The 22,611-nt window shown below is 68.4% G+C and carries 20 protein-coding genes; 7 read left to right on the top strand and 13 right to left on the bottom strand.

Features of this window, described 5'->3' with window-relative positions:
- Nucleotide 1: 1 nt before the first annotated feature.
- The 5 genes from AC5RVD_RS14230 to AC5RVD_RS14210 form a co-directional block, all read right to left on the bottom strand.
- Entirely contained in the window at nucleotides 2-850 is an 849-nt protein-coding gene (locus AC5RVD_RS14230; RefSeq protein ID WP_494127270.1) for a Rieske (2Fe-2S) protein, read from the bottom strand.
- A 183-nt stretch (nucleotides 851-1,033) separates the two neighbouring features.
- Nucleotides 1,034-2,131 carry a 3,4-dihydroxyphenylacetate 2,3-dioxygenase gene (hpaD, locus tag AC5RVD_RS14225; RefSeq protein ID WP_494127269.1) on the bottom strand — a complete coding sequence of 366 codons (1,098 nt, stop codon included), beginning with the start codon at nucleotides 2,129-2,131 and terminating at the stop codon, nucleotides 1,034-1,036.
- A gap of 30 nt (nucleotides 2,132-2,161) precedes the next feature.
- Nucleotides 2,162-3,691 (bottom strand): 5-carboxymethyl-2-hydroxymuconate semialdehyde dehydrogenase, encoded by a 1,530-nt coding sequence (hpaE, locus tag AC5RVD_RS14220; RefSeq protein ID WP_493979760.1) that lies wholly within the window; start codon nucleotides 3,689-3,691, stop codon nucleotides 2,162-2,164.
- Nucleotides 3,692-3,801: 110 nt separating this feature from the next.
- Nucleotides 3,802-4,512: a GntR family transcriptional regulator gene (locus tag AC5RVD_RS14215; RefSeq protein ID WP_494127268.1), complete on the bottom strand. Its 711-nt coding sequence runs from the start codon at nucleotides 4,510-4,512 to the stop codon at nucleotides 3,802-3,804.
- Complete coding sequence (locus AC5RVD_RS14210) at nucleotides 4,467-5,939, bottom strand: fumarylacetoacetate hydrolase family protein (protein ID WP_494127283.1); 1,473 nt, start codon at nucleotides 5,937-5,939, stop codon at nucleotides 4,467-4,469. The genes AC5RVD_RS14215 and AC5RVD_RS14210 overlap by 46 nt, the downstream gene beginning before the upstream one ends.
- Before the next feature lie 508 nt (nucleotides 5,940-6,447).
- On the opposite strand from AC5RVD_RS14210, the gene AC5RVD_RS14205 reads away from it, so the two are divergent.
- A complete protein-coding gene (locus AC5RVD_RS14205; protein WP_494127267.1) occupies nucleotides 6,448-8,244 on the top strand; it encodes an HNH endonuclease signature motif containing protein in 1,797 nt (598 codons plus the stop codon).
- Between the two features lie 200 nt (nucleotides 8,245-8,444).
- Here the strand turns inward: AC5RVD_RS14205 and AC5RVD_RS14200 are convergent, their stop codons facing one another.
- The 6 genes from AC5RVD_RS14200 to AC5RVD_RS14175 all read right to left on the bottom strand — a co-directional run bounded on the left by AC5RVD_RS14200 (nucleotide 8,445) and on the right by AC5RVD_RS14175 (nucleotide 14,404).
- The gene (locus AC5RVD_RS14200) at nucleotides 8,445-9,452 is read right to left on the bottom strand and encodes a serine/threonine-protein kinase (RefSeq protein WP_494111241.1); all 1,008 of its coding nucleotides are present in this window, start codon (nucleotides 9,450-9,452) and stop codon (nucleotides 8,445-8,447) included.
- An 88-nt stretch (nucleotides 9,453-9,540) separates the two neighbouring features.
- Entirely contained in the window at nucleotides 9,541-10,347 is an 807-nt protein-coding gene (locus AC5RVD_RS14195; RefSeq protein ID WP_494127266.1) for an alpha/beta fold hydrolase, read from the bottom strand.
- Nucleotides 10,348-10,349: 2 nt separating this feature from the next.
- Nucleotides 10,350-10,682, bottom strand: coding sequence for a biotin/lipoyl-containing protein (locus AC5RVD_RS14190; RefSeq protein ID WP_494127265.1), 333 nt, complete (start codon nucleotides 10,680-10,682; stop codon nucleotides 10,350-10,352).
- Nucleotides 10,675-11,649, bottom strand: a complete 975-nt coding sequence (locus tag AC5RVD_RS14185; protein ID WP_494127282.1) for an alpha-ketoacid dehydrogenase subunit beta — start codon at nucleotides 11,647-11,649, stop codon at nucleotides 10,675-10,677. Before AC5RVD_RS14185 ends, AC5RVD_RS14190 begins: the two co-directional genes overlap by 8 nt.
- A 118-nt stretch (nucleotides 11,650-11,767) precedes the next feature.
- The gene (locus AC5RVD_RS14180) at nucleotides 11,768-12,814 is read right to left on the bottom strand and encodes a thiamine pyrophosphate-dependent enzyme (protein WP_494127264.1); all 1,047 of its coding nucleotides are present in this window, start codon (nucleotides 12,812-12,814) and stop codon (nucleotides 11,768-11,770) included.
- Between the two features lie 183 nt (nucleotides 12,815-12,997).
- A complete protein-coding gene (locus AC5RVD_RS14175; RefSeq protein ID WP_494127263.1) occupies nucleotides 12,998-14,404 on the bottom strand; it encodes an amino acid permease in 1,407 nt (468 codons plus the stop codon).
- Nucleotides 14,405-14,504: 100 nt separating this feature from the next.
- Between AC5RVD_RS14175 and AC5RVD_RS14170 the strand changes: the two genes are divergently transcribed.
- Complete coding sequence (locus AC5RVD_RS14170) at nucleotides 14,505-14,978, top strand: Lrp/AsnC family transcriptional regulator (RefSeq protein WP_493967957.1); 474 nt, start codon at nucleotides 14,505-14,507, stop codon at nucleotides 14,976-14,978.
- Here AC5RVD_RS14170 and AC5RVD_RS14165 read toward each other — a convergent pair.
- Nucleotides 14,917-15,495 carry a hypothetical protein gene (locus AC5RVD_RS14165; RefSeq protein WP_494127262.1) on the bottom strand — a complete coding sequence of 193 codons (579 nt, stop codon included), beginning with the start codon at nucleotides 15,493-15,495 and terminating at the stop codon, nucleotides 14,917-14,919. The two genes, AC5RVD_RS14170 and AC5RVD_RS14165, sit on opposite strands and share 62 nt — an antisense overlap.
- A 71-nt stretch (nucleotides 15,496-15,566) precedes the next feature.
- Entirely contained in the window at nucleotides 15,567-16,355 is a 789-nt protein-coding gene (locus AC5RVD_RS14160) for a hypothetical protein (protein ID WP_494127261.1), read from the bottom strand.
- Nucleotides 16,356-16,595: 240 nt separating this feature from the next.
- On the opposite strand from AC5RVD_RS14160, the gene AC5RVD_RS14155 reads away from it, so the two are divergent.
- The 5 genes from AC5RVD_RS14155 to AC5RVD_RS14135 all read left to right on the top strand — a co-directional run bounded on the left by AC5RVD_RS14155 (nucleotide 16,596) and on the right by AC5RVD_RS14135 (nucleotide 22,505).
- A complete protein-coding gene (locus AC5RVD_RS14155; RefSeq protein ID WP_494111247.1) occupies nucleotides 16,596-17,303 on the top strand; it encodes an NUDIX hydrolase in 708 nt (235 codons plus the stop codon).
- A gap of 126 nt (nucleotides 17,304-17,429) precedes the next feature.
- Complete coding sequence (nadA, locus tag AC5RVD_RS14150) at nucleotides 17,430-18,758, top strand: quinolinate synthase NadA (RefSeq protein ID WP_494127260.1); 1,329 nt, start codon at nucleotides 17,430-17,432, stop codon at nucleotides 18,756-18,758.
- Nucleotides 18,755-20,467, top strand: a complete 1,713-nt coding sequence (locus tag AC5RVD_RS14145) for an L-aspartate oxidase (RefSeq protein WP_494127259.1) — start codon at nucleotides 18,755-18,757, stop codon at nucleotides 20,465-20,467. The genes nadA and AC5RVD_RS14145 overlap by 4 nt, the downstream gene beginning before the upstream one ends.
- The gene (gene nadC, locus AC5RVD_RS14140) at nucleotides 20,464-21,366 is read left to right on the top strand and encodes a carboxylating nicotinate-nucleotide diphosphorylase (protein WP_494127258.1); all 903 of its coding nucleotides are present in this window, start codon (nucleotides 20,464-20,466) and stop codon (nucleotides 21,364-21,366) included. Before AC5RVD_RS14145 ends, nadC begins: the two co-directional genes overlap by 4 nt.
- Nucleotides 21,363-22,505: a cysteine desulfurase family protein gene (locus AC5RVD_RS14135; protein ID WP_494127257.1), complete on the top strand. Its 1,143-nt coding sequence runs from the start codon at nucleotides 21,363-21,365 to the stop codon at nucleotides 22,503-22,505. The genes nadC and AC5RVD_RS14135 overlap by 4 nt, the downstream gene beginning before the upstream one ends.
- Nucleotides 22,506-22,611: the final 106 nt, after the last annotated feature.

Genomic DNA, 22,611 nt, shown 5'->3' with positions numbered 1-22,611 from the left:
GTCAGCTCAGCCGGACCTCGACCTGCCCTTCGCGGACGCGTGTTTCGTAGGCAGGCTGCTCGGAGCTGGCGGGGCCCCTGACGATGCTGCCGTCCGCCAGGCGGAACTGGCTGCCGTGCCAGGGGCAGGTGATGCAGCCGTCGTCGACCTGTCCTTCTGCCAGCGGCCCGCCCATGTGGCTGCAGACGCTGTCCAGCGCCCGGACGGTGCCGTCGCTGCGATACAGGACCAGCGACACGTCTCCCGCGCGCGCCAGCTGCGGCCGGCCCTCGGCCAGCTCGTTCTCCGTCAGGACAGGGGTCCACTCGACGGGACCTTTTCGCCACGCGGTGTGATTGACATTGACGCCGCGCGCGTAGCTCAGGTGACCGCCCAGGTAGCCGCCGGACATGACCAGCCCGAAGCCGCCCAGGGCGAGCACCTTGGCGAGCCCCCGGCTGCCGCTGCGGCGGGCCAGGAAGGAAGCGGCGAAGCAAGCCAGCGCCGCCGAGTTGGAAGCGGCGTGCACGATGCCGAGCCGGCGGTCCTCGCCCTGGGTATACGACCAGTCGTTGAGCCCGGCCCATGCCGTGGGTGCGGCCGTGAGGATCCCGGCAGCGACCAGGAGGTCGGCCGCGGGCTCGGAACGGCGACCGCCCACGGTGTCGAGCAGCGTGGACATGGTCCAGGCGCCGATAGGAAAGTCGGTCATGAGCGGATGCAGCGGATGGCCCACAAAGCTGCCGCTGAGGATGTTCCTGATCGGCCGGGGACTGACCATCCTGCCCACCAGTCCGGCCACCGGCTCGGCAACCTTGTCCAGAGCCTCGGTTCGTTCTATACGTGCAACGACGGTGCGGAGAATATTCACGCCGTCCCCCCCAATCCCCTAGAACGGTCGGCAACCGGGGGCGGCCCTGTCGGCCGGGCACCGGCACCGCATTTAGGTGCCAGTGTGGCATCCCGCGGCAAGGTGGACAAGGCCACAGACGCCGATGGGCGGCTTCCGTGCGGAAGCCGCCCAGCGGCGTCGTCATGTGGTCGAGAACCAGGATTACACCTGGTTGCCGATCTTAAAGCCCTTCGACGCCTGGCCGCGGAAGGTGCCGTCCTCGTCGTCTTCCCGGGTGAAGGAGAACCCGTCGGCGCCGATGGTCACCTCCATCTCGGAGTTGTCGGTGCGCTCGATGACTTCCTGCGGGTTGCCGTCGAGGTCCAGGACCAGGGACGCCTCGGTGTACCAGGACGGGACCACCGGGTTGCCCCACCAGTCGCGGCGCTGGTTGTCGTGGACGTCCCAGGTGATGACGGGGTTGTCCGGGTCGCCGGTGTAGTAGTCCTGGGTGTAGATCTCCACGCGGTGGCCGTCCGGATCCAGGATGTACAGGTAGAACGCGTTGGACACGCCGTGGCGGCCGGGGCCGCGCTCGATCCGGTCGGACATGCGCAGGGCGCCCATCTTGTCGCAGATCTGGATGATGTTGTGCTTCTCGTGGGTGGAGAAGGCCACGTGGTGCATGCGCGGGCCGTTGCCGCCGGTCAGGGCGGTGTCGTGCACGGTGCCCTTACGGTGCATCCAGGCCGCGTAGGTCACGCCGTCGGAGTCCTTGATGTCCTCGGTGACGCGGAAGCCCAGGTCTTCCAGGTATTTGCGGCCGCGCGGCACGTCCGGGGTGACCTGGTTGAAGTGGTCCAGGCGCACCAGCTCGCCGGCGGAGTAGAGGTCGTAGCGCATGTGCAGGCGCTCTACGTGGTCCACCTCGTGGAAGAACTCGTACGGGAAGCCCAGCGGGTCCTCCACGCGGACCGAGTCGCCGATGCCCTTGACGAAGCCTTCCTTGCGGCGCTCGGTACGGCAGCCCAGCTCCTGGTAGTAGGCCTCGGCACGGTCCACGTCCTCCGGGGACCGCACGCGGTAGGCGAAAGCCGCCACCGCGGCGATCGGGCCCTTGCGCAGCACCAGGTTGTGGTGGATGAACTCTTCGAACGAGCGCAGGTAGATCGCCTCGTCGTCTTCGTGGGTCACGTGCAGGCCCAGCAGGTCGACGTAGAAGGCGCGCGACTTGGCCAGGTCGGTGACCACGATCTCCATGTAGGCGCAGCGCAGGATGTCCGGGGCCGGAACCGAGGGCTTGGGGATTTCGTTGCTCATAATTCTCTCCTTCGAGCGTAGGGGTAAGTGTCAGGCGTCCGGGATGGCGGCGGCGTCCTCGGCCTTGCCGAAGACCGGGTTGTGCACCTCGCCGAGGTTGATGTGCACGGCCTGCTGGTCGGTGTAGAAGTCGATGGAGCGGTAGCCGCCCTCGTGGCCCAGGCCGGACGCCTTCACGCCGCCGAACGGGGTGCGCAGGTCGCGGACATTGTTGGAGTTCAGCCACACCATCCCGGCCTCGACGTTCTGGGCGAAGTTGTGGGACCGCTTCAGGTCGTTGGTCCAGATGTAGGCGGCCAGTCCGTACTTGGTGTTGTTGGCCAGTTCAAGGGCCTCCTCGTCCGTGTCGAACGGGGTGATGGCCACGACCGGCCCGAAGATTTCCTCCTGGAAGATCCGGGCGTCGGGGGCCACGTCGGCGAAGACGGTCGGCTGGATGAAGTTGCCTTCCGGGAACTCCGCGGGGCGGCCGCCGCCGGCCGTCAGGCGGGCCTCCTGCTTGCCGATCTCCACGTAGGACATGACCTTGTCGAAGTGCTCCGGGTGGACCAGGGCGCCGACCTCTGTCGTTTCCTCGTGGGGGAGGCCTACCTTCACGCGCTTTGCCTGGGCGGAGTAGCGCTCAACGAACTCGTCGTAAATGCTCCGCTGGACCAAGATGCGCGAGCCCGCGGTGCAGCGCTCGCCGTTGAGGGAGAAGACTCCGAAGATCGTCGCGTCGATGGCTGCCTCCAGATCGGCATCCTCGAAGACGACGGCGGGGGACTTGCCGCCCAGCTCCATGGACAGGCCCTTCAGGTACGGAGCCGCGTTCGCGAAGATGATCTGGCCCGTGCGGGACTCGCCCGTGAAGGAGATCAGCGGGACGTCCGGGTGCTTGACCAGGGAGTCCCCGGCGAAGCCTTCCTCGCCGTAGCCGTGGACGATGTTGAAGACGCCCTCGGGCAGGCCGGCTTCTTCGAAGATTCCCGGCCACAGGGATGCGGAGAGCGGGGTGAACTCGGCCGGCTTCAGGACCACGGTGTTGCCGGTCGCCAGCGCCGGACCCAGCTTCCAGGACTCCAGCATGAACGGGGTGTTCCACGGCGTGATCAGGCCGGCAACGCCGATCGGCTTGCGGTTGACGTAGTTGGCCTGGCGGCCGGGAACCTTGAAGGCGTCGTCGTGCTGGGCGACGATGAGGTCGGCGAAGAAGCGGAAGTTCTCCGCCGCGCGCTGGGCCTGCCCCAGGGCCTGCTTGATGGGCAGCCCGGTGTCGAAGCACTCCATCTCGGCCAGTTCCTGGCCGCGGGACTCGACGATATCGGCGACCTTGTGCAGCACGCGGGAGCGCTGGCGCGGAAGCATGGTGGGCCAGGGACCGTTCTCGAAGGCGTCCTTGGCGGCGGCAACGGCCGCGGCGACGTCGGCGACCTTGCCGGAGGCAGCCTTGAGGTAGGGCTTGTTGGTGACCGGGTCTAGCACGTCGAAAGTGTCGCCGTCGATGGAGTCGACAAGCTTGCCGCCGATGTAGTGCTGCAGGTGGGTGGGCAGGTTGTCCGGGACAAAGTGCTCGGCCATGATGGTCCTTTCCATTGGGGTTGAATGGTCGGTAGTCGGTGAGGTCTGGGCTGTGTTGGGTGCTTGACCGCTGACGACGGCGGGATGCCGCCTTCCGCAGCGGGCGCGGCCTACAGGGGCGAGGGCGGCAAGCCGTCCGCAGCCAGGTAGGCGTTGAGCGTGTTGGTCCGGTGTGCCCGGGCCGCCTTCTCCACCTCGCCGGTGCTGGCACCGGCGTCGATCAAATCCAGCAGATGCTCGTGCTCCTCGACCGAGGAGCGGGCCCGGCCGGGGATATGGCTGAAGCTGGAGGCCCGCATGGCGTTGAGCCGGTTCCAGCCCCGGTGTACCAGGTCCAGGATGTGCGGGTTCGGGCAGCGTTCGTACAACCCGGCATGGAACCGGTCGTTGAGCTGGGTGAAGCGGCGCGGATCGAAGTCCTCCAGGCACCGGCGCAGCTCGGCGTTGACCGCGCGGGCCTCGGCCAGGTCCACGGCGGAGAGCAGCGGCGCGGCCAAGGCCGTTGCCGCGCCCTCGATCACGGCCAGCGTCTCCATGGTGTGAAGGTACAACTCGGCGTCGACGGCTGCCACCGTCGCCCCGATATTGCGCTCGAACGTCACCAGGCCCTCGGCCTCCAGCCGGCGGATCGCCTCGCGCACCGGGACGGTACTGCAGCCAAGCTCCGCGGCGATGGTCCCGAGGACCAACCGGTAGCCGGGCACCAGCTCGCCCTTGGCGATCCGCTCGTGCAGCAGCTCGTAGGCCTGTTCCGACTTGCTGGGGGCCAGGGTGGTCACTTCGGCTGCTCCGCGACCCAGGCCTCGTAGCGTGCGCGCCATTCGGCGTTCATCGGGAACAGGCCCTCGATCTTGTGGCCTTCCTTGACCATTTCGAAGACGAAGCTGTCCTGGCGTTCCTGTTCGACGACCTCGTCCGCGATCTCGGCGGCCAGGGCCGGCGGTATCACCAGGATGCCGTTGTCGTCGGCGACGATGATGTCCCCGGGCTGGATGGTGGTGCCGCCGCAGGCGACCGTCACGTCGGTGTCCCAGGGCACGTGCTTGCGCCCCAGCACCGCCGGGTGGGCGCCGTTGTAGAACGTCGGGATGTCCAGCGCCGCCACCTCGGAAAGGTCGCGGACACCGCCGTCGGTAATAATGGCTTCCGCACCGCGCACCTGGGAGCGCAGGGCGAGGATGTCCCCGAGGGTGCCGGAGCCCTTCTCGCCGCGGGCCTCCATGACCAGGATCTCGCCCGGGCCGAGCGCGTCGATGATGCGCTTCTGCGCGTTGTAGCCGCCGCCGTGGGACTTGAACAGGTCCTCACGGTTGGGCACATACCGCAGCGTGCGGGCGGTGCCGATGACCTTCTGGCCGGGCTTGGTGGCCAGCAGGCCGTCAACGCTGACGTTGTTCAGCCCCCGCTTCCGCAACGCGCCGGAGATGGTGGCCGTGGCGACCGAGAGCAGCTTGGCCTTGACGTCCTCGGTCAGCGCGGACTTGCCGGTGATTGCCGGGGCCAGGCCGGCCGCTTCCTCGCTGCCGAAGGCATCGATCCGGTCGGTGTCGGTGATCTTGGGAGTGTTGCCGAAGGACGCGAATTCCGCCTCGCCCTGGGTGACGGTGGTCGACAGGCGGCCGGTGCTCAGCCCGGCGGCTTCGTCGGAGACCTCGACCTCGACGACGTCGCCCGGCACGATCACGGAGGAGCCGGCCGGGGTTCCGGTGAGGATAATGTCTCCCGGGTGCAGTGTCATCAGCTGCGACAGGTCGGCGACAATGCGGGCGAAGGAGAAGATCAGGCCGGCGGTCGTGTCGTCCTGGACGACCTCCCCGTTGACCCAGGTGCGGATCCGGAGGGCGTCCGGGTTGACCGACGCGGCGGGCAGCAGGGCCGGGCCGATCGGCGTGAAGCCGTCGCCGGACTTGGAGCGGACGTTGGAGCCCTTGTCCGCGTACTTGATGTCGTAGACGCCCAGGTCGTTGCTGGCGGTCACATGGCCCACATGGTCCCAGGCCTCCTCGACGGTGACGCGGCGGGCGGGCTTGCCGATGATGAGGGCGATTTCGCCCTCGAAGGCCAGCAGCTCGGTGCCCGCGGGGCGCTCCACAGTGCCGCCCGAGAGGGCCAGCGAGGAGGAGGCCTTCATGAAGTAGGAGGGGTGAGCCGGAACCCGTCCACGCTGTTCCGCCCGGGAGTTGTAGGACAGATGTACGGCCAGCACCTTGCCGGCGTCCTCCAGGATCTGGGAATCCACCGCCTTCAGCGTGCCCGCGGACTGGGTGGCGTTGGCTTCGGACAAAGCATCCTCCTGTGAAGTACGAAATCGTATATGATCCATCATGGCCTGTGGCGGGGGCCACGTCAAGGGCGGCTGGAAGGTTTTCGACCGACTGGGCGGTGAGATGGTGGCGGCTAGCGCTGGCTGGAATGGCCGGTGGGGGGCGGCCAGTGCTGGCTGGATTGGTCGGTGAGTTGACGGCGCCTAGCGCCGGCCCGCTTGGTCGGTGAGTGGTGGCGGCTAGCGCTGGCCCGAGCGGCTGTCGCCTCATCGGCGTCCCTGGCCCTGCGGCCCCCGCTAATCCGGTTGGCCGGTTCGGGCGACTGGTTTCAGCGCCGTGTTTGTTAGGGTCAGCCCGCTTCTCCCGGCCGCTTTCGGCCTGTGCTCCGGTCTTGGCCCGTTCCCTGGGGGACGTCTCAAGAAGCCATCCACTATTCCTACACAATGGCAGCTTTTGGTGGCTGTCGAATGTGCGTACTAATAAAATTGTGGTATGGCTCTTGCACCGTTGGACCGCACCGGGGAAGTGGGAACATCCCTGACCCAGGCGTTTGCCCTGCTGCAGGATGTCGCTGACCACTTTCCCGCGGAGTCTGCATCTTTGTGCACCCGGGATCTCGCCGATACCGTAGCGGCGGTCGAGGACGTTTCGAAGCTCGTGGAGTTCCTGCAGGCCGCCGGCGCCCAGTCCGTGGAACGGGCAGACATCGCCGCCAACGGCGAACACTCCACGGCGCCCTGCCCCGGCACAGGCGCCGAGGCCGAAGCCTGTACGGGGGCGGGGGAGTGGGCGGATCCGGCGGCGGCGATCAACACCGGCGGCGGCGACGCCGTCGACCCGGACCTGTGCGGGTCAAAGCCGGCGCAGCGCCGCCGCAAGACAGAGTTCGCCAACAACGCGGAGTATCTGCGCTCAAGGTTGGGGATCGGTATTGTCGAGGCGCGGCGCAGGCTGCGGGTCGGCAAGGCGATCACCGCGCCGGCGCGCTTTGACGGGGAACCCGGTGTCCCGGTGCTGCCGGTGTTGGCGGAGGCTATGGCCGGTGGGGAGGTCAGCGGCCAGGCCGCGGCCGTGGTGGTGGATTCTCTGGACCGGGCTCGGCACGCCGGTACCCCGGAGGCGTTGCAGGCGATGGAAGCGTCGCTGGTCCGGCAGGCCGTAGAGGCCGATGCCGACACCCTGGTGATGGTCGCCAGGACGTGGGAAACGGCGGTCGACCAGGACGGTGCCGAGCCGACGGAGGAGGAACTGCGGGCCCGGCAGGGCATGTTCTACCGGGGCCGGCGGCGGGGGTTGCACCAGTTCGTCATTAACACCACCGATGCCCAGTACGAAGCCCTAGCCACCGTGATGAACAGCGCCGCGAACCCGCGGATCCGCCCCGACGCCATCGAAACCGCCGCCAACGGCGAAGGTGGCACGGCAGGACCCTCCGGCCCCGGCACCGGCAGCGCGGCAAACACCGACGCGGGCACGTCCATGGGCGGCGGTAACAGCAATGTTGCCGGGACCGGATTTACGGAGGCAGGCAGGGGCGGCGCCGGCGCCGCTGGTGCGGGCGGGACGGACAGGGCGGCCGCGGAAGGCAGCGCCGATTCGGCATCCCGTCACAGCGGTGGAGGCCCCACCAGTGAGGACCCGGTTGCCGCGGTGGACCCGGCCGTGGTGGAGGCGATGGACGGTGCCACCCGGGCGCAGAAGCTGCTCGCGGGCCTGGTCGGTGCTTGCCGGATCGCGTTGAACACCGGCAGGCTTCCGGACTCGGGCGGGCACCGGACGCAGGTGATCGTTACCACGGGGTATGACCAGCTGGCCGGGCTGCTCTCCGGCGGCGGCAGCGCGGTCTTTAACGGACCGGTCTCGGCCACCACGGTGCGCCGGATGGCCTGCGACGCGGAAATCATCCCGGCCGTTCTCGGGTCCGAGGGCGAAATCCTGGATCTGGGCAGGTCGCAACGGTTCTTCAACCGGGCCATCCGCCGGGCGCTGGTCGCCCGGGACAAGGGCTGTGCCTTCCCGGGGTGCAGCATGCCCGCGTTCTGGACCGAAGCGCACCACATCATTCCGTGGTGGGCCGGCGGCCGCACCACTGTCGATAACGGGGTGTGCCTCTGCTTGCTCCACCACGACCTGATCGAGCAAGGCAACTGGGAGATCAACGTCCTCGACGGCATCCCCTGGTTCACCCCGCCGGACTACGTCGACCCCCGCCGCAAACCGCTGCGCAACTCCTACTGGCAAACCCACGTCCCACCCCAGGCACTCCAGACCGCACCATTACTGGCTTAGGCCCTTTTCAGGGCGTCAATCATCAACCGGCGCAGATCAGACGTCACCAGCGGATGCTCGCTCTGCGGATTTCGTCGCGAAAGATCGCCGGAGCAATCAACCGGCGCAGATCGGCCGCACTCCTAGGCGTGCGGGCAGCCCCCACACCCCCCCCGGCGAACGAAGAAGCCGCCAGCGGGCAGAGTTAGCAGAACGCCGGTTCAGCCCACGCTGGGAGCGCGGTTCGGCGGCGCGGGAATGGCCACGTTTCCGGTGATGTGCCCGCCGGTACGCTCTTCGATCGCCCCGGCCGTATCCGGTCCGGTCGTACCGGTCAACAGCGCAGGTGACGACAACGCAGGGGATGACAACACGGGGGCCGTCGCTACGATCTGCTCGGGCAGCGGCGCTTCTGCCAGGTTCCGCAACCTCAAGGCCACTTCGTGGGCGGTCGGACGAGTCTGCGGGTCGCGGCGGGTCATCCAGGTCAGCAGGTCCGCCCATTCGGGATCCAGCGAATCGGGAAACTCCGGGTCCCGCAACAGGCGTGCGACCGCTGCCTCCATAGGCGTACCCGGGAAGGCCTTGCGCTGGGTGAGGCACTCGAAGAGCACCAGGGCCAAGGAGTAAACATCGCTGGCGCCGGTAACTTTCTCGCCGACGGCCTGTTCCGGGCTGAGGTAGTTCGCCGTTCCGATGGTCGCGCCTTGGGCCGTGGCCATGCTGGATTCGACCATTCGGGCGATCCCAAAGTCGGACAATTTGGGGTGGTGTCGGGTGTCGTTCGGGCTGCCGTTGGCCAGCAGGATATTGGCCGGCTTCACGTCGCGGTGAATCACACCCTGATCGTGGATGTAGTTCAATGCATCGGCGAGGTCGGCCCCGATTTGGGCTGTGTCCACGGAAGAGAGCGGACCGCTCCGCAATCTGCGCCGGAGGTCGGCCCCTTCGATCAGTTCCATCACCAGGTAACTGGTGGTGGCGCCGTCGGCCGCCGTGTGCAAACCGGCATCCAGCAAGGTCACCAAACCGGGGTGGTTCAGCGTGGCCAGCAGCAGGGTTTCGGTGTGTTGCCGCCGGTACTCGTCATCGTCCGGCGTCGTCGGTGCGAACATCTTGACCGCCACCTCGCGGCCCAAGGATTCGTCCACGGCCCGGTACACGGACGCTGCCCCGCCGGTGCCTATGAGCTCCCGTGTCCTGTAGCGCCCGCCCAGGAATACCTCCATCAAGCCTCCACGCCCCAGGATTTTAGTCTCATCGGTAATTGTACCGACCAAAAGCGCCCTTCACGGCACCGAAATAATGCGCGAACGGTCAACCAGCGAGGAATTCGATGGCGGCGGTCTTGAACGCCCGGGAGGTCACCGCATTGGCGTGCGTGCGCGCGGGCAGCCACATCAGCTCCGCCGCGTCGGAGAGCGCAGCCAGCTCCGGTGCGGTGACAGCCAGGTCATCCTTGTCGCCGGCCACCAGGAGCACCGGCATTCTCGGCACGGCCTCGGTCGGGACGAACGGTTCGGTCTTGATCGCCTCGATCATGGTCATCAGCGCGAAGATGTCGTTCGACGGCACCAGCTTGGCCATCCGCAGGAGCTCGGCGGTGTTGACGTCCTCGATGGGCGTCCCGTCCGCCAGGAAGCGCTGGGCAGCGCGCAGGTCGAAGTCCGCCAAGGGGTCGCTGCTGCCGGGTCCGCCCAGCACCATCCGCCGGACGAGTTCCGGCTGGGTGGCGCCGAACTCCCACGCCAGCCGCGCTCCCAGGGAGTAGCCGATCAGGTCAACCCCGGTGTCGGCGTCGTTCTCTTTCAGCGGACGGACCTTCGCGTCCTGGACCAGCTGCAGCAGGTCGGCGCGGATCCGGCTGGGGGCATAGGCATCCATCTCTTCCGGCGCGGCGCTTTCGCCGTGGCCGGGAAGGTCCACTGTGACCACGCGCCGGCCGGCCTGGGTCAGCGCCGTGATCCAGCCGGCGTCCTCCCAGTTGAGCTTGCTGGAGGAGGCGAAACCGTGCAGCAGGATCACCGGACGGCGGGGGCCTTCGGTCCCTTCGGCGGCCTCGTGCACCTGAACGTGCAGGCGCGGGTCGAGGCCTTCAACGGTGTGCTGCGGGTTGTTTCCCATGCTCAGTCCTCGTCGTCGAGCGCCGCGGTCAAGCGGACGCGGCGCTTAGGCGCTTCTTCCTTCGGTACTGTGCCCACAATACCGGCGGTGTCGTCGGGAACTTCGAAGACGATCAGCGGTTCGCCCACCTTGATGGTGTCGCCGGGTTCACCATGGATTTTCACCACTTTGCCCGCCTGCGGGGAGGGCAGTTCGACGGCGGACTTGGTGGTCTCCACCTCGACCAGCGGATGGTTGCGCTCGATCTGCTCGCCCTCGGCGACCAGCCATTCCAGCACGGTTGCCTCGATCAGGCCCTCACCAAAATCCGGCAGGGGGAACGTAATTTCAGCCACGGCGATACTCCAATACTCGCTGGATCCCGAACAGGATGCGGTCAATGTTGGGTACGTACTCGTCTTCCAGGTCTCCCGAAGGGTACGGTACGTCGAATCCGGTCACCCGCTCAACAGGCGCCCGCAGGGTGTCGAAGCAGCGCTCGGTAATCAGTGCGGCCACCTCCGCACCGAGACCGGAGGTCAGCGGTGCTTCATGAACGACGACGGCGCGGCGCGTCTTGGCCACGGATGCGGCCAGGCCTTCGGCGTCGATGGGCTTGAGCCAGCGCAGGTCCAGCACCTCAATCTCGATGCCGTCTTCGGCGGCGAGCTCGGCGACCTGCAGGCAGCGGGCCACCATGGCGCCCCAGGCCACCAGGGTCATGTGCTTGCCTTCGCGGACGATGCGCGAGCCTTCGGGGGAGTAGCCAGCCGGTTCGGCGCCGGTGTCCACCGGGCCCTTCTGCCAGTAGCGGGACTTCGGCTCCATGAAGATCACCGGGTCCGGCCGCGTGGCCGCGTGCTTGAGCAGGTGATAGCCCTCGTTCGGGCTGGACGGCGAAACCACCTTCAGGCCGGGCACGTGGGCGAACAGCGATTCGAGCGACTCGCCGTGGTGCTCGGGAGCGCGGATGCCGCCGAAGCTGGGCACGCGCAGGGTGATCGGCATCGGCATGGTGCCGCGGCTGCGGTAGTTCATCCGGCCCACCTGGCACACAATCTGGTTGATCGCCGGGTAGGCGAACCCGTCGAACTGCACCTCGGGGATCGGGTGGTATCCGGCCATGGCCAGGCCCACGGACATGCCCAGGATGCCGGATTCGGCCAGCGGGGTGTCGAAAACCCGTGCCTCGCCGAACTGCTTCTGCAGGCCGTCGGTGATGCGGAAGACGCCGCCGAGCTGTCCGACGTCCTCGCCCAGGACCAAGGCCTTGGGGTTGTCCTGAAGCACCTCTGCCAGCGCGCGGTTCAGCGCCTGCTGCATGGAGAGGTTTTCGACGGCGGTGACGTGGCCCGGTTCCACCACGTCCACGGATTCCTGCTGGGCGCTGGTTTCTGTGGTGTTGTCGATGGCGGCTTCAAGGTCGCTCAGGGTCTTGTGCTCAGGCATGCTCGGACTCCTCCCGCCAGGCGCGTGCCTGGGCCTTCAACGCGTGTGTGGGCTCCTGGTAGACGAAATCGAACATCTCCGTGCCGGGACGGGAGCCCAATGCCACCACTCCCTTCCGGATCTGTTCCTCTTCCGCCTTGGCGGCCTCGAGCACCTCGGCGAAGAAGTCCTCGCCGACGACGCCGTCGGCTTCCAGCCGGGCGCGCATGCGCAGCAGCGGATCCTCGCCGCCGTCGGCGCGTTCCTCGGCCAGGGTGCGGTAGCGGCCGGGGTCGTCGCTGGTGGAGTGCGGGCCCCGCCGGTACGTCATGGCTTCCACGACGGCCGGCCCATTGCCCGCGCGTGCATGGGCGAGGGCTGCGGCCGTCGCCTGGTAGACCGCGACGGCGTCGTTGCCATCCACCTGGAGGGACGGCATGCCGTAGCCGACGGCACGGGCGGCGACGGAGCCCCCGGCCACCTGGCGCTCGGTCGGCACTGAGATGGCGAACCCGTTGTTCTGGATGAAGAAGACCACCGGCGCCTTCATGACTGACGCGAAGTTCATGGCTTCGTGGACGTCGCCCTGCGAGCTGGCGCCGTCGCCGAAGTAGGTGATGGCCACGCCGAGTTCCCCGGCCGGCGTGCCGGAAAGCGTCTGGCCGTGCGCCCAGCCGACGGCGTGCAGCACGGAGCCCGCCACCACGGCTTGGATCGGGGCAAAGCGGGTGGCTTGGGGGTCGTAAAGGCCACCGTGCCAGCTGGCCTTGTGGGTGGACATGTACTCGACCATGTCCACGCCCACCGTCCGGGCCACGCCCATCTCGCGGTAGGTCGGGAAGACGAAGTCGCGGGACATGTCCAGCGCGTACCCGCTGCCTACCTGTGCGGCTTCCTGTCCGAGTTCCGGTGCGTAGCCGGGAATCAGGCCCTGGCGCTGCCAACGAATGGCAGATTCGTCCAGGTGGCGCACCGACACCATCAGCCGGTAGAGCTCCTTGAGCTCCTCGGCGGACAGGTCGGGCTGGGCGGACGGGTCCAGGGAAAGAACGCTGCTCATGCCTGCTCCTCCACGTAGTTTTGGTGCCGCCGCGGTCCCCGCGGGGGAGGAGCACGACGGCGTCAGTTGCTTACGGTGACACTAGTCACCGTACGTGGAGTGTGCAATCTGCAACGGAATGACAGAACAGTGTGCACAGTTCGCCGGGCGTATGGGCAATAGCTGCAGGCAAACTGCTTACTGCTACAGGCGAGGTGAACTTCCGGCAGGTGTTCGGCGTGCGGCGAGTTTTGCCGCCGCGGCTATCGCGGCGATCAGCGCCAGGGTCGAGAGCAGTTGGATTCCCGTTGCCGGGGAGAAGAAGCCGAGCACCAGGATCGCGCCCAGCAAGGCAAGGCCCGCATAGGTCATGGCCGGGAAGCCGCGCATCCGGAACGGCAGCTCGGTGCCGTCGCGGTCGGCCCGGCGGCGCAGCACCAGCTGGGACAGCAGGACCATCCCCCAGACCACCAGGCAGGTTGACCCCACGACGTTCAGCAACACCGGCAGGACGCGCTCAGGGAACAACAGCTCAAGTACGGCCGCCACAAAACCAAACGCCACGGAGGCCAGCACGGCCCTGACCGGAACCCGGCGGGGGCTGAGCCTCCTGAAGGAAGCGGGGGCCTCATTGCGTTCCGAGAGGGAAAAAATCATCCTGGATGCGCCGTACAGGTTGGCGTTGAGCGCCGAGAGCAGCGCAACCGCCGCGACCAGGGTGATGGCCACATCCGCGCCGGGGATCTGGGCGATCGAGAGTACCGCGGCAAAGGGTGATGCCAGTGCCTCCGAATCCCAGGGCACCGTCAGCGCGATCACGAGCACCGAGCCGAAGTAGAACACTAGGATGCGCCAGACAACGGTCCGGATGGCTTTCGCGACGCTGGCTCCCGGGTTTTCCGTTTCCGCGGCGGCAACGGCCACGATCTCGGTCCCGCCGAAGGCGAAGATCACCACCAGCAGCCCGGCGCCGATGCCGGCGATGCCGTTGGGGGCGAAGCCGTCGTCGCCGAAGATTACGCCCAACCCTGGCGACGGGACGTTGGGCAGCCAGCCGAAGAGCAAGGCGGCGCCGATGGCGAGGAAGGCCAGGATGGCAATGACCTTGAAGATGGCGAACCAGAACTCGAATTCTCCGTAGTTGCGCACCCCGAACAAATTGACCACGGTGAAGACCACCATGAACACGAGCGCGAGCAGCCAGACAGGCAGCGCGGGCCAGACCGTGGCCAGCAAGCCCGCGGCGCCCACTGCCTCGGCGGCGATCACCACTACCAGCTGCAGCCACCAGAGCCAGCCGATGGTGGCTCCGGCGGTGCGGCCCAGCGCCTTCTCGGCGTACGTCGAGAAGGCGCCGCTGCTGGGGTTGGCGGCGGCCATTTCACCCAGCGCCCACATCACGATGATCACCAACGTGCCCGCGAGCAGGTACGAAATCAACACCGCCGGGCCCGCGGCCTGAATGCCCGCCCCCGAGCCGAGGAAAAGCCCGGCGCCGATGGCGCTGCCGAGTCCCATCATGATCAGCTGGCGCTGCTTCATCCCGTGGCCCAGTCCGGCGGGCAGTGGGGCGCTCGGGTCGCGGTGGTGGGTGGCGGTAAAACGCGGCATCGACTGTCCTGTTGTTTGGCGAAACCAGCCCGTAAGCTGACAATTTGTCTAGCAGTGTCCCACAACTGGCGGCACCGAACCTGAAAGGACGCAGAGCGTCATGCAGATCGACTCTCTCGATGCCGACATCGTCACGCTGTTCACGGAGGACCCGCGGATGTCCGTTCTGGAAGCCTCGCGGGTGCTGAAAGTAGCGCGTGCCACAGTACAGGCCCGGCTGGACAAGATGCAACGCGCCGGCGTGACGGTGGGCTGGGGGCCGCGGCTTTCGCCCGAGGCGCTGGGGTATGTGGTGCGTGCCTACTGTTCGTTCGTGATCCGGCAGGAGTCCGGTCACGACGCCGTGGCTGCCGCGCTCGCCGACATTCCCGAGGTGTTGGAACTGCACACCGTTTCCGGTGAAAGCGACCTGCTGGCATGTGTCGTCGCCCGGTCGAACGCGGATCTGCAGCGGGTGCTCGATCAGGTCATGGCGACCAATACGGTGCTGCGTTCGTCGTCCGTGATTGTGCTCAACAGCCACTTCCGGGAGCGGGCCCTTCCGTTGGTCCAGGCTGCCGCCAATCCCCGCTGATCCCGGCGGGATGGGCTGTGTTGTCGTCGTAGACGTCGACGTCGGGGATCACCGCCGCCCGGCCGAGCCCGGCAGCGGTTCCGGCGATCACCGCGAAAACGGCAGGCAGCGCACCCGTGCCAGGGGCCAGCAGGGCGACAATTCCCCACGTGAGTGCGGCCAGCCCTGCGGCAAATGCCAGCACGTGGACCCACTGCCGGCGAACCGGACGCAGCAGCGTGCCCAGCAGCAGCGCGAACGGAGCGCCCAGTACGGCGGCGAGGAACAGGCCGAGCATCAGCACCAGGCCCCAGATGCTCAGGGCAGAGGAGTGCGGCGACGACAGCTCGTCGATGATGCTCAGGACCAGCGAGATAACGAACCACGCGCCGACCGCGACCAGCCAGCCCTTGATGAAGGCGTAGCGGCCCAACACGACCCGGTGGTGCGGCGGCCGGGCCTTCGGGCCATACCTGCGGCTCAGGATTTCGTTGTTGTCCGGCGGTACGAATCGCCGCCGCCGTCCCCGTGGGTGCATGGCTGAAGCCTAACCCGGGGGACGGCACCACGCGGCCACGTCGAAATGCCGCTGTGCATCCATCCGTCGTGTCAGTCGGAGGTTGTCGGCTCCGGCTTTTCCAGTCCGGCGAACGGCGCAAGGTCCCGCCGGAAGTTCTCGATGTCGCTTTCCGACAGGGCGGTTGCGCCGTAACCCAGCGTGATCGATCGAGGTGCCCACCCGTGCTCCGCGGCTTCTGCGGCTGCCTTGCCGGACGGGTCACGGGACACATCCAGCAGGGTGACCGACAGCCACTGGGAGTCTGCTTGCGCCGCTCCGCTCCACACCCAGTATCCGTCCGGATCATCGGTTCCGAAGCGCTCACGCTGTTCCCGCTGCCAGGTTTCATCGTCGCAGTGCGGCGATGACTGGTGATCGAGAACCAGCGCGTCGAAACCATGGTCTGCGAGTATCCCGTTCACGATGTCAACGATGCGCTGCCAGTCTCGAGGCGCCGGGGGAACCGAGCCGCTGATGCGGTTGGCGGAGTTGTAGGTTGAATACGCGGACTTGCCGCCGTACCCGTTTCCTTCCTGCGGATACCAGCCCGCTTCCCCGTCGCCCTGCCAGCGCAGCCCGTACTCTCTGCTGAGCGCGGATTCCACGTCGGCCAAAAGGGCTTCTGCCAGTGGTTCGGTCTGCTCTCGGGTAGGCGCAGAAAGTACTTCCTCGGCTGCAATGTGGGCGTGGCCCGGATAATCACGCCAGTCCACAGTCGATTCACGACCGCTCGTGTCGATGTAGGTGGTCGTGGGCGAGGCCGAACAACCAACGAGCAGGGCGACGACGAAAAGCCAAAGACTAATGCGCCCGGGCCGCGCCGGGGGTGCTGTCTGCATCCGAACCCTTCGAACGAAACCTGCCAATGACTTCCCACGGTAACGGGGGAATGACAGTTGCGGGACGAACACGCGGGTCATTCGAGGAGACAAGCGCGGGAGGCTTGTCCGGTGCCGCCATGATCTCGGTGCCGTCACAATTCGCCGACTTCGGGATGTGATTGGGTCAACATGACCCTAACCAGCTAGAATGAGTTCTAGTCAAAGTGACTTTTACTAATCTTCAGGGAGGAGGGCGCCATGCCGATCCACGCGGCCAACGTGTCGGAGCGCGCCCAGCAACCCCCTGAACTGGCCATCTCCACGGTCATCTTCGCCCTCCGCCCGGACCCGGAGACGGGTTCTCCCACCTTGTGGCTGCCGCTGGTCCGCCGTACCCGCCAGCCGTTCCGGGACCTGTGGGCCCTGCCCGGCGGTCCGTTGAGCCCCGCCGAATCCCTCCAGGACGCCGCGGCACGGAACCTTGAGGAGACCACCGGACTGCAGCCGAGCTACCTGGAGCAGCTGTACGCCTTCGGCGGCCTGGACCGGTCACCGGCGCAGCGGGTGGTCTCCATCGTCTACTGGGCGCTGGTGAAGCCGGACGAGGCAGCGCTGGCCCGCGAAACCGAGAACGTCCGCTGGGTGCGCGCCAATGAACTGGGCCAGCTGGCGTTCGACCACAACCAGATCGTGGACTACGCGCTGTGGCGGCTGCGCAACAAGGTCGAATACAGCTCCATCGCGTATGCCTTCCTGGGATCCACCTTCACGCTGGCCCAGGTCCGCGAAGTCTACGAGGCCGTGCTGGGCAAGCAGTTGGATCCCGCCAACTTCCGCCGCCAGCTGCGGGCGACGCCGGACATCGAACCGACCGACGAGTACCTGCAGGGCGGCCGGCACCGGCCGCCCCGGCTCTACCGCTACACCGGCACCGCCGCGCAGCTCAGGGGCAGCCCGCCCGCCTAGCCGACTCCCGCAGCCGAACCCGCGGCTACCGCTCCCGCGGCACCGCCGCCGCACGCACCACCCCAAGGCCCCGCCGCCCGCCCCGGATTTACCGACCTGACCCCCTGCCCAACAACGGAGAACACCATGTCATCGGTCAACAGCACCATCCAGCTGATCACCCGCGAGGAAGCCCTTGCCGGCTCCCGCGTGCCCGCCACCTCCACCTGCACACCCAATTTGGCGCAGGGGCCGTGGGCCTTCGACACCGCCTCGGCGAGCGGTGCCTGGGCGCCCTCCTACGGGCCCGGCGCGTCGATGGCCGACCCGGCGCCGGCCGCGACTCCGCGGCAGGGCGAAATCCCGGCAGAATACCGGCTGGCCGGCGACGAGGAGCTCGAGGAGCGGATCCTGGCCGCCAAGGCAAAGCTGGGCGACAAGCTGGTCATCCTCGGCCACTTCTACCAGCGCGACGAAGTGGTCAAGTACGCCGATTTCGTGGGCGATTCGTTCCAGCTGGCTCGGGCCGCCAAGGAAAAGCCGGAGGCGGAAGTCATCGTGTTCTGCGGCGTGCACTTCATGGCGGAAACCGCCGACATGCTCTCCGGAAAAGACCAGGCCGTGATCCTGCCAAACCTGGCCGCCGGCTGCTCCATGGCGGACATGGCGGACATCGACTCGGTGCAAGCTTGCTGGGACCAGTTGGCCGGCGTGCTCGGCACCGGTCCGGACGCGGACGGCAAGGTCCCGGTCATCCCGGTGACGTACATGAACTCGTCGGCCGCGCTCAAGGGGTTCTGCGGAGAGAACGGCGGGATCGTCTGCACGTCGTCGAACGCCGAGACCGTGCTGGAGTGGGCCTTCGAGCGCGCCCACCGGGTGCTCTTCTTCCCCGACCAGCACCTGGGCCGCAACACCGCCAAGGCCATGGGCGTGCCGCTGGAGCAGATGCCCATGTGGAATCCGCGCCAGCCACTGGGCGGCAACGACGAGGCGGCGCTGCAGGAGTCGCGCGTGATCCTCTGGCACGGCTTCTGCTCCGTGCACAAGCGCTTCACCGTGGACCAGATCGAGAAGGCACGCGCCGACTACCCGGGCGTCCGGGTGATCGTGCACCCCGAATGCCCCATGCCGGTGGTGGACGCCGCGGACGAATCCGGTTCCACCGACTACATCCGCAAGGCCGTGGCCGGCGCCACCGAGCCGACGGTCTTCGCGATCGGCACCGAGATCAACATGGTCAACCGGCTGGCCGCCGAGTACCCGCAGCACACCATCTTCTGCCTCGACCCGGTGATCTGCCCGTGCTCGACGATGTACCGGATCCACCCGGGCTATCTGGCCTGGGTGCTGGAAGCCTACGCCGGCACCGGCCAACTGCCCGGCGGCGAAGTCCTCAACCGGATCACCGTGCCCGACTCCGTGGCCGTCCCCGCCCGCGTGGCGCTGGAACGGATGTTGGCAGCCAAGCCGTGAACCGCGAACCGGCCCGGCGCGTGGCGGTGGTGGGATCCGGCATCGCCGGGCTCTCCGCCGCAGCCCTTGCCGCGGAACGTTTGGACACGGCCGTCACCCTGATCACCAAGGGCGGGCTGGCCGAGTCCAACACCTGGCACGCCCAGGGCGGGATCACCGCGGTCACCGCGCAGGGCGTCGCGGCCGGTGATTCCGTCGCGGCCCACATCGCCGACACCCTCACCGCCGGTGCCTTCATGAACGACGACGGCGCCGTCCGCCTGCTGTGCTCAGGCGCGGCGGCGGACATCGCCACCCTGGAAGAGTGGGGCGTGGCCTTCGACCGGCACGGCGGTGAATTGTCGCTCGGGTTGGAAGGGGCCCACTCGGCGCCGCGGATCCTGCATGCCGGCGGGGACCGCACCGGGGCCGGCATCGCCGAAGTGCTGATCCGCGTGGTCCGCGGCCTGGCGGAGGCGGGCCGGCTGGAGATCCTCGAGCACACGATGGTGCGGCGGCTGCTCACGGCCGGCGCGCGCGTGGCGGGTGTGGAGCTGCTGCCCCTGGGAGCAGGTGCGGTGCCCGATCACCTGGACACCGACTTCGTGATCCTCGCGACCGGCGGTGCCGGGCAGCTGTACCCGGCCACCACCAACCCCGCCGCTGCCACCGGCGACGGTGCGGCGCTGGCCTGGGAAGCCGGTGCGGTCCTGGCCGACCTGGAGTTCATCCAGTTCCACCCCACCCTGCTGGACCCGGCGGCGACCGGAGGCAGGGCCTTCATGATCTCCGAGGCGGTGCGCGGCGAAGGCGCCGTGCTGGTGGACGCGGCGGGGGAGCGGTTCATGCCGGCGCTGCATCCGGACGCCGAGCTGGCACCCCGCGACGTGGTCTCGCGCTGCATCCACAACCAGCTCCGGCTGCAGGAGGAAAACGGACTCGTGCCGCAGGTCTTCCTGGACGCCACCGGGATAGAGCGGGAAAACGGCGCCGGTTTCCTGGCCGCGAGGTTCCCGATGATCGACGCCACGGTCCGGTCCCTGGGCTTCGACTGGACGCGGGAACCGCTGCCGGTGCGGCCGGCCTCGCACTACTGGATGGGCGGCGTGCGGACCGACCACGACGGCAGGACCTCGGTGCCCGGGCTGCTGGCAGTGGGTGAGGTCGCCTGCACCGGAGTGCACGGAGCCAACCGGCTGGCCTCGAACTCGCTGCTGGAAGGCCTGGTTTTCGCCCGCCGGGCCGTGCGGGGGCTGGACGAACCCGAGAGCGTGCCGCTGTTCGGTGCGGTCCCGCTGGACGTCGGTGCCCCGCTGGACGTCGGTGCCCCGCCGGGCCGGCGGATGCCTGCCGAGGCCCGCGCCGGCCAACCCGACGCGCCGGCCGGAACCACCGCTTGCACCCGGCAACAGATCCAGGCGGTGATGGCGGCCGCCGCCGGCGTGGTCCGCGACGGCCCAACGCTGCGGGAGGCCGCCCGGCAGCTGGCGCGGTGGCATGTGCCGGTCACCGACGCCGCCTCGGCTGAGGACGCCGCACTGCTGACGGTGGCACGGCTGGTCGTGGCGGCCGCCGAGGCACGGCGGGACAGCATCGGCGCCCACTATCGCGGCGACTACCCCCAGGCCCCGGCGCACCGCCGGCACCTGGGCTTCCTGAACGCCGCCGCGGCCTCCGCTTCCGCCAACTTCTCCCCAACGTCACAGCGAGTCCTGCAGGAGCAGCCATGAACCATATCCAGCCGATCGACCGGACAGCCATGGAGCGGATCGTCGCCGGGGCGCTCGCCGAGGACGCGCCGTGGGGCGACGTCACGTCCGATGCGCTGATTCCGGCCGACGCCACGGCCACGGCGGAGTTGGCCGCCCGCGAGCCCGGCGTGCTCTCCGGCGGTCCGGTGCTGGCCGAAGTCTTCCGCCAGGTGGATCCGGGCGTGCGGGTGGAGCTGAAGACCGACGACGGCGCGGCCTTCGAGTCCGGCGAGGTGCTGGCCGTCCTGACCGGAAACGCCCGCTCCATCCTGTTGGGCGAACGGGTGGCGCTGAACCTGCTGCAGCGGCTGAGCGGCATCGCCACCCAGACCGCTGCCTTCGTCCGGGAAGTTGCCGGCACGGCGGCCCGGGTGGTGGATACCCGCAAGACCACGCCGGGCCTGCGGGCCCTGGAGCGCTATGCAGTGCGCTGCGGCGGCGGGCACAACCACCGCTATTCGCTCTCCGATGCCGTGATGGCCAAGGACAACCACCTGGCCGTGCTCACCGCCGACGGCAGCCGGGACCTGACCGAGGCGCTGCTGGAGGCGAAGGCCAGACTCCCGCACACCGTCCACTTCGAGGTGGAGGTGGACAGGGCCGAGCAGATCGAGCCGGTGCTGGCCGCCGGCGTGGACACCATCATGCTGGACAACTTCAGCGTGGACGAACTCCGCGCCGGCGTTGCCCAGGTGGCCGGCCGCGCCATCGTCGAGGCCAGCGGCAACGTGCGGTTGGACACCGTCGGCCGGATTGCCCGGACCGGGGTGGACGTCATCTCGTCCGGCGCGCTCACCCACAGCGTCCGGTCGCTGGACCTGGGCCTGGACATCCGCATTGCCGCGGGGCAGGCGGCCGAAGGGGCATCGTCGTCGTGATCTATCTGGACGCCGCGGCGACCGCCCCGGTGCGCCGCGAGGTGCTGGAGGCCATGTGGCCGGCGCTGACGCAGGACTTCGGCAACCCCTCGAGCCACCACACCGTGGGAGAGGCGGCGCTGCGGGCACTGGACTATGCCCGGGGCAAGGCCGCCGAGGTGCTGGGCTGCCGCCCGGGCGAGATCATCTTCACGTCCGGCGGGACCGAGTCCAACAACCTGGCGATCAAGGGCATCGCGCTCGCCTCCCCGCGGGGCAGGCATGTCGTCACCAGCGCCGTGGAACACCCCTCGGTGCTTGAGGCCGTCGACTATCTGGCCCGGTTCCATGGCTTCGAGGTCACCCGGGTGCCGGTGGATTCCGCGGGCATGGTCCGGGTGGAGGAACTGGAAGCGGCGCTGCGCGATGACACCACGCTGTGCACGGTGATGTATGCGAACAACGAGGTGGGCACCATCCAGCCGGTCGGCCGCATCGGCAGGCTCTGCCGGGCCGCCGGGGTCCCGTTCCATACGGATGCCGTGCAGGCGGCCGGCTGGCTGGACCTGGACGTCGCGGCGCTCGGCGCGGAGGCACTCAGCGTGTCCGGCCACAAGCTGGGCGCGCCCAAGGGCTGCGGGCTGCTGTATGTCTCCGGCCGGGTTCCGCTGGAGCCGGTGCTGCACGGCGGCGGGCAGGAGGGCGGCAGGCGGTCCGGCACGGAGAACGTTGCCGGCGCGGTCGCCGTCGCCACCGCGTTGTCGCTGGCCGACGGCGACCGGGCGGCCGACGCCGAACGGCTCACGGGCTACCGCGACTACCTCATCGACACCGTCCTGCGGGAACTGCCCGGTACCGTGCTGACCGGTCACCGCACCGAACGGCTGCCCGCCAGTGCTTCCTTCTGCTTCCCGGGAACGTCCGGCGAGGCGGTGCTGCTGGAACTCGAACGCCGGGGGGTGGTCTGCTCCAGCGGGTCGGCCTGCGCCGCCGGCTCGGACGAGCCGTCGGCGGTGCTGCTGGCCTTGGGAATCGAACCGGCCGTGGCGCAGACCGCGGTGCGGCTGACCTTCACGGCCGGCGTGAAGGAAGCAGAGATCGCCCTGGCGGCCCGCTCCGTCGTCGCCGCCGTCAAAGAGGTCCAGGCGCTGCGGCGCTGAGCCGAGCGCAGCCCGGCGCTCCGGGACACGACGCGTGGCCCTATACCGGACTGATCCGCCCGCTGGGTACGGTGGAGTCCTCACGGACCTGAGGGGAGTGCAGCAT

This window comes from Arthrobacter sp. THG-b23, assembly GCF_059091265.1.
The sequence above is the reverse complement of the archived record's forward strand: the minus strand, read 5'-3'. Positions and strand labels throughout refer to the sequence as shown.